Below are 10,496 nucleotides of genomic sequence, written 5' to 3'. Positions count from 1 at the left end.
TCGTCCAGTCCACTGCTTAACTCTCTTTCCCGTTTACCTATTAGTTCTGGTTCAAAATCACCATTACGGTCTCTTGGAGTCTCTACATAGATATCCCCGCTATTGGTTCTTACTTTTTTTAATGTTTTTCCATTTCTTTTATTCTTTCGTGAAGATGCACGCTCTTCGTTCATAAAGGAAGACATTTCTCCTTCTAAAACTTCATTTACCATCGATTGTAGCAATTCACTAAATGGGCTATCCTCACCCAAGACTGGGCGTTTACTATATAAGTGATCTTTTAAACGGTCATACAATTCTTGACTTAGTATTTCCTTTTCGTTTTTCTTCTCTTTTTTCATAGTTTGCTAAGATAAGTAGACACACTTAATTGAACAGTCTCTACGCTATAGCTAAATCGTCTTTACTTAATTTAAGTTTTGGATTATCCAACTTTTTAATCGCTGATCTTATTTTAACTATATCAGATTGTGGTAAAAAAGTCGGCACTAAATCGGTTAAGTCAATTTTCAAAATTCTATTAATAACAATCAAATCTTTTAAGGAAAAGGGACTTACTCCATTTATCAGTTCAGACATATAGGATTTGCTTTTGTGTCCCAAAACTTTCCCAAAGTCTTGTTGTGTTAGATTTAAGTTCTTTAGTTTATTTCGGATAAGCTCTTTTCTTCGCTGGATAAATAACCGTTCTTTTTCGGCCATCAATTCCGCAACATCGCTTTCGCTTATTTTTTTGTCAGAAATATTAGAATCGGCACTCCAATTTTTATTTTCGTACTCCTCAATTAAATCCCTTAATTGCTTTCTAACAGATTTGAATTTCGGATTTTCTTTTGAAAGAACACGTAATTTTCTGTCCGCAATCAATGCTCTTTCAAAATCCAATTTATTTTGAATTTTTCCATTTCCAATTAGTGCAGATATATCGAATTGCGTTTTCATAAATTTATTTTTTAAATCCAATCATTAGATTTCAACCACTTTTTAATAGTATTTCGCCTATTCTTCATATACAGTGTTATGGGCATGGGTTTTCCTCTGTTCTTTCTCTTTAACTTTTCTAATATTTTCTTATTGGTCAGTCTCATCTGCGATTGCAAATATACAAAATAAGTTCGGAGATATACCGAACTTCATAGATCTTCTTTTATTTCTGCCAACGGTTGTGTATGGTTTGTTGCGTGTGTAACCACCTTACTTACCAATTAAAAACGAAACTGCCTACCACAGGCAAGTTAGAAAATGCGAGAGTATTTTCGCAAGCGATGCCCTGAGTTTGTCGAAAAGTAGGCTAGAACCATAAATTACTTATAGCCATTGTTGTGCTTTCATTATTTATTTTTTAATTCAGCATCTATAAGCTCAATAATTTCTAATCCTTCTTCAACTAACCCATTTATTTTATTTTCCAAGCTATATGCATAAGACAATTCGCGGTCAATTATTTTTCTAAATTCTACTGTCCTAAAAGCTATCATCATTTCTTTGCTGTCATATTTAGAAATATATTCTGGGTTCGACGAATTATATGGTCGTAATCCTGTAGTGAACTTTGTAATATCGCTTTTGTAAGTTTCCACATTACTGTCATCAGCATCCAATCCCCAATAATATTTTTTTACTTTAATTTTAATGGAATCTTTAGAAATTAATTGGAAGTTTCCTGTACTTAAAAGTTCATTATATGTGTTTCTGCTTAATATTCCTAATCCACTTGTAATCATACCTCCTTTAGTCACGGTATTTAAAAACGAGAAAGTATCTTTAATTTCAACATTCTCCTCATTATATTTTTTAGCAGATAATAATCCCTCAAATTTATATGGCAACCTGTTATTTATGTAAAAATTCAAAATGGAACTATTATTTTGAATTTCTTTTTTAATGTCCGTCAAATATTTGGATTCACTCTTTTTGTCAATCCGACCTTTATGCCAACTATTAATGGATAAAGCAATTAAAATACCGATAACAACAAGAATAATTTCTCCAATTGCATACAATAGATATTTACTAAATTTATTTTCAGAGAGTAATTTCTGTCGAATTTTTCTAAAGAATTTTATCATCGGTTAATGGTTGGTTATAATAAAATACAAGGTTCCGAGTATGATGTCTTAGCTATTTCGTAGGACAGCTATACAGGATACATCATTGTTGTATTTTCGTTTTACTCCACTGTGAGTTGTATTGATAATCCTAGCGCATTTGCTATCAATGAAAAGTTAGACAACCTAATATCTTCACCATTTTCAATACGCGAAATATATGGTCTTTTTTTTCCAACCTTTTCAGCTAATCTTTCTTGACTCATATTTAATTCCTTTCTTCGATTTTTTATGATTTCACCAAAATAATTGGCAAAAGCATTTTCTCTGAATTCTTCACGTTCCTTTGAACCCTCTTTTCCGTATCGTTTCGCAATCAGTTCTTTTGCATTTATTGATTTTCCCATGGCTACTTTTCTTTTAAATAATTTTCTAATACTTTTTTCAGCTTGTTTAATAGCGTTTTTATAATCCTTACTTCCTTTTTTCTGAAATCCGCACAAGCATACTACTTTTATGCATTGAGCGAAATTCAAATGGGCAATCGCAAAGATTATAACTCTGTATTATTTTCTGCTTTAATTCGCAATTCGTACAATTAGGTTGACTGCAATTTTTCAGAAAATTTGAATTAACAACTTTTATTTCCCCTATAACTTCAATCAGTTGAAAGAATTTAAGGCCAACTCTTTCGTTCTGACTATCTATAAACTCTAAACACTCTTCTGTTATATCGATTTCTCTCAAACAACAAATGTAACGCATTAGTTACCATTATTATTCCAAATTGTACTTTTTTTTAAGTAGCGGTTTTTCTATGAAAAACAAGGTAAATATCTGGAGTGTTTTAATACCCTATATACAATGTTTTGTGCTGTTATTAACATTAGATTAATGCTTCACAGTTAAGTTTAAAACCACCTTCCCTTTTTCTCTTCCCGTGTCTACATTTCTGAGAGTTTCAACTTTCTGTTCCACTGGATACACTTTACCAATGACGGAATCATAATTCTTGTTTTCAAAAAATGGGCAAAACCTCAAGGTATTCAAGTCTTTCGGAGGCGATGTCTGTTCCTTCCACCGAATAAAACTTTCCAATAGACTTTAAAAGAGGTTTACATTGGTTTTATTTGTTTTACCTACCGCATCTAGAATGATGTCGAACTTGTCTGAAACAGTTGTACAATCTTCTTGGTCATACAGGATGACATCATCTGCGCCTAGTGCCTTTACGAGTTCTTTTCGCGTCCTTTTTTTAGCTGAAGCCTTACCCTTCTATGATATGGAGCGGAGGCAGCGATAGCAAATCTGATCTAATATCACTTACTAGATTCCATTCCTATTTTTTCAATGTAGTATTCATAGTGACTCTTATTAGAGAAGAGTGATTCAGGAATGTTTTTAGTCATATTTAAATAAATATCGGATACTAGTTTTTGTGTCAGAATCTTGTGAAACAGGTAATATTTTTCAATTGGTGCGAGTTGATTTGTAATTAATTGAACGTAAAATGTTTTATCTGAATGGTCATATCCATCTGCAAACTCGATAACATTTGACAGTATGCTAAAATATACTGTTAAATTGTTAGTCATATCTACTTCAAAGTACCGGATTAAGCTTTGCACAAATTTAGCTTCGTCAACCTTACTATCAACTATAGACTTATCTACATATTCACTGTTAAGTATTTTCTGGAATTCAAGAAGTGCATTTTGCCCAACTTTTGTTGTTTCCTTTATAATCTCGCCTCCTCTTCTTCTTGTTGTGATATGAACATCAACTTCATTTAAGATATTTTGTTGGAGTTTCAGCAATTGAAAAAATGTAGATTCAAATTGTTGTTTCTCAAATACACCTCTGGTTTGCTTTAATTCGTCTCTTTGTAAAGAGAGCTCTTTACTTTGTAAAAGTATTGTGTATATAACTCCTGCTAAAGCCAAACCTGAAAACAAAGCATTAACTGCACCAAACATATCTCCAAAGGCTCCTCTATCAGCTGGGGTTTCATATAAAAAGTAAGTTAATAAAGCTGAAAGCAGCCATATTATTATGATGAGTACAACTATGTATATAATATTGCTTTTTTCTTTCATTCTATCGTCTAATTGTATCTAGAAGTCTTATATATGACTCGTAGCGTGCAAATTAGCGATTTTTCGGATTAAGCACAAGCAGATTTATAATTATTAGTATTTATGCTTTTTATTGAAAATCGTCAAATTTAAAAATTTAGCGACCTCGTAAAAATGCCAGAACCTTCATGATAGCAAAGACTCTTTTATTTTTTATTCATTGTTCTAACTACTGTTTCTAAATCTACAATCTCAATTCCATCAATTTCTGTGTCTTTTCGCCAGCACAGGCAAATAGTCCCTTCATCTAATGGGTGTCCATGACTTAGGTAATTTGAGCTAAGGTATTCCGCCTCCATTTTTAGGATTTTTCCATCCTTTTCCACCACCAAATCTGGATATTCCACTTGAGCTTTTAAAATCTCATAACCCATTGTTTTTGATAGTTGTGCAAAAAGAATAATGGTTTCCATTTCATTTCTTGGTATATTCCTTAATGAACAGCTAATCCTTGAAAGCAATTCCATGCTTTGTTCATCCTTTCTTGCCCTTTCATTTTTTCGATTTGGTTTTATCTTAAAAGTCAGATCGTCGGCATGATTTTCTATTATGTAGTCCTTTGCTTTTTTCCAAGAACCAAATTCTCGTTCAACGGGACCTCTGGAAATACTAGCATAAGCGGAGAATTTAGGATGTGATGGAAAATATCCATAATGATCAGAGGCTTTCAATAATTCTGAAATTATTTTGTCTCTTGATATAATATTTCTTGGAGGGCTTTGTGTAGGATTAATTTCAAGACCTGCTTTCTGAATTGCGACATTCCAACTTCCAAATAAACCTAAGATGGTATCAATACCAACACTTGGATTCCTCCGTTTGTATTCCACTATTGTCGGAGTCTTTCCTATATCCTTAGCAATTAATAGAATTTCGGAAAGAGCCGCATCTTCTTTATCTTGTTTATCATATTCGTGCATTGAACTTTTCTTTTATGACTACAACATATCTATATACAACATGGAGTGAGGATATATCACACTTGTACATCGGGGTATTTGAATTTGTTCTTTTCAAATTTAGTTGATTCATACCATGTATCCAAGGGACTTATAAAGATTTTAATATTTATACAATATATGTGTAAACTTCTGTGGGTTTTGAGCTACCATGTCCCATCGAGCTATGAATGTAACCTAGGTTTACACCGCGTTCTATAAGGTAATACCAAATGCATTTTATAATGCCGATAAAGATTTTCGTATCACTAGTATTGCTACAAACAAGACAAAGGGTATTTCGCCTATCATCACCTATCGATTAAACCGATCGAAGGCCTGTCTTTCAAGCTCCTCTCTGTGATGGGGATGGGCAATACTGATGAGGGCTCTTGCGCGTTCAGCCAGCCCTTTGCCAAAAAGATTAACCACGCCGTATTCTGTCACTACATAATGCACATGAGCTCTAGTAGTGGTTACACTAGCTCCTCGTTGAAGATAGGGTGTTATTTTAGAGACACCTCTTTGGGTCTGCGAAGCCATGGCTATGATGGGTTTGCCATCGGGAGATAAGGATGCTCCTCGTATAAAATCCATTTGTCCACCCACACCAGAATATTGATAGTCTCCAATGGAATCGGCACATACCTGCCCTGTGAGATCAATTTCGATGGCACTATTGATGGCCGTAACTTTTGGATTTTTTCTAATAATCGCCGTGTCATTGGTGTAGCCAGCCTCCTTAAAATGTACTATTGGGTTGTCATCGAGAAAATCATAGAGCTTTTGTGTACCCATCGCGAAACTCGTCACTATCTTTCCCGTTTTAATCTCCTTATCTTCACCTGTAATGACTCCATTCTCTACCAAAGGTAAAATACCATCTGAGAACATTTCGGTATGGATGCCCAATCGTTGATGATGGCTGAGATTATGTAAAACAGCATTGGGGATATTGCCGATGCCCATTTGTAAGGTGGCACCGTCCTCCACTAAGCTGGCCACCTCCTTACCGATGATCGCTTCTACCTCCGTTGGTTCACCAATCACAGAAGCGTGAATAGCCTCATCTATTTCTATTGCATAATCTATTTGTTTGATATGAATAATGCCATCCCCATGGGTCCTAGGCACCTGCGGATTAATTTGAGCTATTACCAACCGAGCCATTTGAATGGCAGGTAGGGTAACATCTACCGAAGTTCCCAAAGAACAATAACCGTGAATATCCGGTGGAGAAACTTGTATAAATGCAATATCAAGAGGAATAATCCTCCTTCGAAACAACAAATGGATTTCACTTAAAAATATAGGAATATAATCACCAGCCATACTGTTAATCCCCTTTCTTACATTTCCTCCTACAAAGCAACTCTTGAGTCGAAAAGTCTTATTAAAAGGGGGTTCTGTATAAGCAGCAGATCCATGGGTATGGATTTGGACGATTTCTATATTTTCCAATTCTTCATGTCGATCACACAATGCATCGATCAGGGTATTCGGTGTCATCGCTGCTCCTTGAAAAAATAAGGTAGAGTTGGATTTAACAACCGAAACGGCTTCTTGTGGTGTAACTATTTTTAGTGTTTGAGGCTTCATTTAGCAATACTATTTTAGAGAAATTTGAAGTAGTGTTAAACAACTCTTGCTGTTTATCAAAAGCTTTATATCCTTATTGGTATGAGGCATTGGATACTTATATCCTCTTTCACCCTCACCATACCCAACATCTTCGTCGGTGGTTCAATACCGAAATCAATCAGGGATAGGGTCTGTGAACCATTGACATAGGATTCATTGTCAATTTCCACTTCTTTCAAATTAAATTCATAAGTATTAGATCGATCTTTAATTTTAATCTCTACAGTGGCTTTATGTGATTTATCCCGGACTTCCAATTTTAAAACTCTCAGTGAAATAGAAGGATAAATATGAGATTCAAAAAGCTGATTCAAATCTTTTTCGATCATCTTATTTGGACATTCAAAGGAAGCTATAGGAACATTTATAACTGTTTCTTCTTTTAACTGCACAGCTTCCGAGCTAATACTTGATTCCATACTTTCACAGCAGAAGGAATTGACATTGGTATAGACAGTGACTTGAATATGTACTTGAGACCAAGACAATTCAACAAAACCGAGACAACAGAATATGAAGCATAAATATTTCATATAATTTTCATTCATTACTTACAATTAGACATTTTTGTATTTTAGGAAACTCTCTATATGGGAATCTAGCATAAACGATCTATACCAAATCAATAAAAGTAAAAAAAGGAATTATACGATTTACGTTTTATGATGACGGAAAAGATTTTGAAAATATTTGGAGTTAGACGAGGCTATGACTGAATGAAGCTCAAAGAGCCATTGACCGCAAATCGGTCAATGATGAAGGAGCCGAAACCTCAGCGTTTCGGGAGGGAGTGCCTGCATAGTCGTAGCTACGGCGAGTATTTTAAACGATGTATAACTTCAAATAAATCGAAAGATTTCCGTCAATTATAAACGTAATTCGTATTAAACCGATAGGCCATCTACGGGCTATCCACATTCGACTTAGTGTTATTATATTAATCAGGTGAAGTTCTAAATTAAAAAAGGCAGTACTTTGTTAAAGCACTGCCCATTTTTATTATCTAAAATGAAATAGCTGCTTCCATCATTATCCCATTAAATTTTCCTTCATTTAGGATACTAGCCGTAGGAAATCCGTCGTATTGTTGATTAACATATTCCAACTTCACTAATACATTTTTTGTCAAAAACCAACCGGCACTCAACTGGGTTCTTGCAATTTGAATATCGTTTCCATTGGCTTCTTCAGAATCCACCATGTTGTAGCGTCCTCCTATGAAGATGTTCTCATCTCGCCCAAATCGATAGATCAGTTCACCAGCAAATTGACTGGCTGAACGCGCATCCGTTTCTGCATCTGCTTTTCCATTGGCTATTTCCAGGGTACCAAAGAATTCTAGTCCACGGTATTTCACAAAAGGATTAATTATAAAAGCAGTAATCTCATTGCTCAATTTTGGATCGTAACGCCCTGATCTAAAGTTGCCACTAGAAGATGCATCCTCTGATTCCAACACAAAGTAGTAACGAGACCCCGCTCTATCGGCACTGTACAAATAAGAATTGGCCACTTTACTCGTAGAATAGATGGAACCAGTTAATCGAAATCTTAACTCATCCGCAATCATATTGTCATAGCCCAACTTGGCCACAAAAGATGGACTGGTTACTCCAGGATTATCTACGCCTTGATTCAATTTGCCATTGGTCAAACCGACCATACCCAAGAAGCCGTCCTTATTGACATAGACTTCAGCGCCCACCTCAGTGGTAAAACCGTCCATAATAAGATTTCCAACAAATGGATTGTATATGGTTTGGGCATTGTCGCTTCTTCTAAAGTGCGCATCACCATAATTATTCTCCATATGCCCCACCTTTACGGTTACGTAATCCATAATGCCTTTAAGAAAATCCTTGCTAATAAAATCCAATTTATCTACTTGGAAATAACCTCCTTTTACATAAGGTGCTGGGTGATGACGAGATGAAAGATAAGTGCGCAAATGCATATTAACTCCATCGTACAATGCCACATCCAAATCGAGGTTGGCCGTCGCTAGATTAAAATTTTCTCCAATTTCTTTTAATGGAAGAGCACCTGAGTTTTCATGACTTAAGGCTTGAAATTGCAAGGCAAAGGACCCTCCCAATCGCACTTTGACATGTTGAAATGTCGATGTGGTATCCTTTTCTGGTTCAAAGACATTCACTCCATTTTTATCGGGCTCTCTATAATTGTCCAGACTTCTGTTGTTTTGAGCACTAAGAGCCATTCCAGTGAAAATTAAAACTGCAATAGCCGTCATTTTGATTGTTGCTTTCATAGGGAATCTTTTTTAAGAAAATTATTTTTTATTTTATTTGAAGTTGTAAATCATAATGAATTACCACATCGTCTCCAGTGGTAATACTTCCCAACATAGCTTTGGGAGGATCAATCTTAAAATCAGTCAACTTAAATCCTTTTTCACCCTTGATATTCATCGTTGTTGAGGTGGAAGTAATGCGCGCTTCTGTTACCATTTCTTTCGATATTCCATTGATGGTCATCCTCCCTTTGGCCATTACTTCATGTGCATTTTTAAATGTTACACTAATAATGGTGTAGGAAATTATGGGATTTGATTTTTCATTCAGAGCATCATAGGTCTTGCCATCCATCACTGACTTACCACTTTTCAGATCTTTTACCTTAAAACTGAAATTGAAATCCTTGATCTCGACCACTTGACCGTTTTCTAACACTGCCTGAACTGAACCATCAACACGATCCACCACACATTCCCAATCGTGCAGAGTGGAGGTGCCAGTAACCGACAATTTGGAAGTTGGTTTTAGCGTAAAAGATTCTACATTTTGTGCACCTAAATATAAGGTGGATAGAAGCAGAACTGCAATTGAAATAAATCGTATCATAAGTATAGGTTTTGTTATCAATTATATGATAAATTTACCCTTATACCCACAGTGATAAAATGATACAAATCATACATCTCCATGATGATTCTCAAAAAATAACCTGTACTAAATCAACAAGATACACTTGAAATCAATCTGATATTTTCGTATCTTTAAAGGTTGCATTATCCACTAAAAAGATTTGCACCAAAGGCGCTATAAAAATTCAACAAAAAGAAAAATAACCAGACTAATTTATAGTTTAAGAAAGGCAATGCCGACTAAATTTGAACCAAACAACAGCATAATATTCACACTGCTATTTATAACTTAAAATACATCATTCCACAAAAATATTTCCACAATAAAAGAAATGCTAAAAATCTAAATTCTAGGTCAAATAGAAGAAATTGATGGCTAGCACCTGACACAAATTCATAGTATTTCAGGATAGGTTTTAAACCATAATAAAGTAGGAAATAATTCGCCCAAAATATTATTCAATAATGGTAAAAAACGGATTTCTTGTAGGTAATTTTAAAAATATTTTTCCACGCATCAGAAAGTAAAATCCACAATAAATCTTTTCCTAATCATTATGTTGTTTATTATTTCCAACCATTGATTTTTCAAATTTTGCGAACTTCACTTATTTAATGAATGCGAGCTGAAAATTATAACAAATGATTAAATGAAATTCCGATGGACCTGACTCCGTTCGCGATTTCGGATTGAGAATAGAGACTTCCTTCCCAGAGCATTGGCAAGAGGTATTAGCGGAATGGAAAGCAGAAACAGGATATGCTATCCAAGACTGTTTAAAAAACCTCTTTGCACGGAATGCAGCTTTACGCAGAATGTAGGGAAATATCCAGAGTGAACTCCATGTAG

General features: G+C 34.9%; 11 protein-coding genes. 1 reads left to right on the top strand and 10 read right to left on the bottom strand.

The genetic code is table 11. From position 1 onward, the window contains the following. From LVD51_RS20235 to LVD51_RS15280, 4 genes are all read right to left on the bottom strand, one after another. On the bottom strand, positions 1 to 341 hold a 341-nt coding region (locus LVD51_RS20235; protein ID WP_394803180.1), incomplete at its 3' end, for a transposase. Positions 342 to 381: 40 nt separating this feature from the next. Further along, positions 382 to 942 carry a helix-turn-helix domain-containing protein gene (locus LVD51_RS15290; RefSeq protein WP_236972228.1) on the bottom strand — a complete coding sequence of 187 codons (561 nt, stop codon included), beginning with the start codon at positions 940 to 942 and terminating at the stop codon, positions 382 to 384. A gap of 389 nt (positions 943 to 1,331) precedes the next feature. Then, the gene (locus tag LVD51_RS15285) at positions 1,332 to 2,069 is read right to left on the bottom strand and encodes a hypothetical protein (protein WP_236972227.1); all 738 of its coding nucleotides are present in this window, start codon (positions 2,067 to 2,069) and stop codon (positions 1,332 to 1,334) included. Positions 2,070 to 2,170: 101 nt separating this feature from the next. After that, positions 2,171 to 2,551 carry a helix-turn-helix domain-containing protein gene (locus LVD51_RS15280; protein ID WP_236972226.1) on the bottom strand — a complete coding sequence of 127 codons (381 nt, stop codon included), beginning with the start codon at positions 2,549 to 2,551 and terminating at the stop codon, positions 2,171 to 2,173. 617 nt (positions 2,552 to 3,168) lie between these two features. On the opposite strand from LVD51_RS15280, the gene LVD51_RS15275 reads away from it, so the two are divergent. After that, positions 3,169 to 3,351 (top strand): hypothetical protein, encoded by a 183-nt coding sequence (locus LVD51_RS15275; RefSeq protein ID WP_236972225.1) that lies wholly within the window; start codon positions 3,169 to 3,171, stop codon positions 3,349 to 3,351. Between the two features lie 16 nt (positions 3,352 to 3,367). Here the strand turns inward: LVD51_RS15275 and LVD51_RS15270 are convergent, their stop codons facing one another. The 6 genes from LVD51_RS15270 to LVD51_RS15245 form a co-directional block, all read right to left on the bottom strand. Next, positions 3,368 to 4,144: a hypothetical protein gene (locus LVD51_RS15270; RefSeq protein WP_236972224.1), complete on the bottom strand. Its 777-nt coding sequence runs from the start codon at positions 4,142 to 4,144 to the stop codon at positions 3,368 to 3,370. Positions 4,145 to 4,329: 185 nt separating this feature from the next. Beyond that, positions 4,330 to 5,103 carry a homing endonuclease associated repeat-containing protein gene (locus LVD51_RS15265; RefSeq protein WP_236972223.1) on the bottom strand — a complete coding sequence of 258 codons (774 nt, stop codon included), beginning with the start codon at positions 5,101 to 5,103 and terminating at the stop codon, positions 4,330 to 4,332. 333 nt (positions 5,104 to 5,436) lie between these two features. Then, complete coding sequence (locus tag LVD51_RS15260) at positions 5,437 to 6,720, bottom strand: acetyl-CoA hydrolase/transferase family protein (RefSeq protein WP_236972222.1); 1,284 nt, start codon at positions 6,718 to 6,720, stop codon at positions 5,437 to 5,439. Positions 6,721 to 6,785: 65 nt separating this feature from the next. After that, the gene (locus LVD51_RS15255; RefSeq protein ID WP_236972221.1) at positions 6,786 to 7,295 is read right to left on the bottom strand and encodes a YceI family protein; all 510 of its coding nucleotides are present in this window, start codon (positions 7,293 to 7,295) and stop codon (positions 6,786 to 6,788) included. Between the two features lie 470 nt (positions 7,296 to 7,765). After that, entirely contained in the window at positions 7,766 to 9,031 is a 1,266-nt protein-coding gene (locus LVD51_RS15250; protein WP_236972220.1) for a hypothetical protein, read from the bottom strand. 28 nt (positions 9,032 to 9,059) lie between these two features. Next, positions 9,060 to 9,623 (bottom strand): YceI family protein, encoded by a 564-nt coding sequence (locus LVD51_RS15245; RefSeq protein ID WP_236972219.1) that lies wholly within the window; start codon positions 9,621 to 9,623, stop codon positions 9,060 to 9,062. Positions 9,624 to 10,496 lie beyond the last annotated feature (873 nt).

The sequence above is a fragment of the Membranihabitans marinus genome, from assembly GCF_021729155.1.
In the GTDB taxonomy this organism is placed as follows: domain Bacteria; phylum Bacteroidota; class Bacteroidia; order Chitinophagales; family Saprospiraceae; genus Membranihabitans; species Membranihabitans marinus.
The sequence above is the reverse complement of the archived record's forward strand: the minus strand, read 5'-3'. Positions and strand labels throughout refer to the sequence as shown.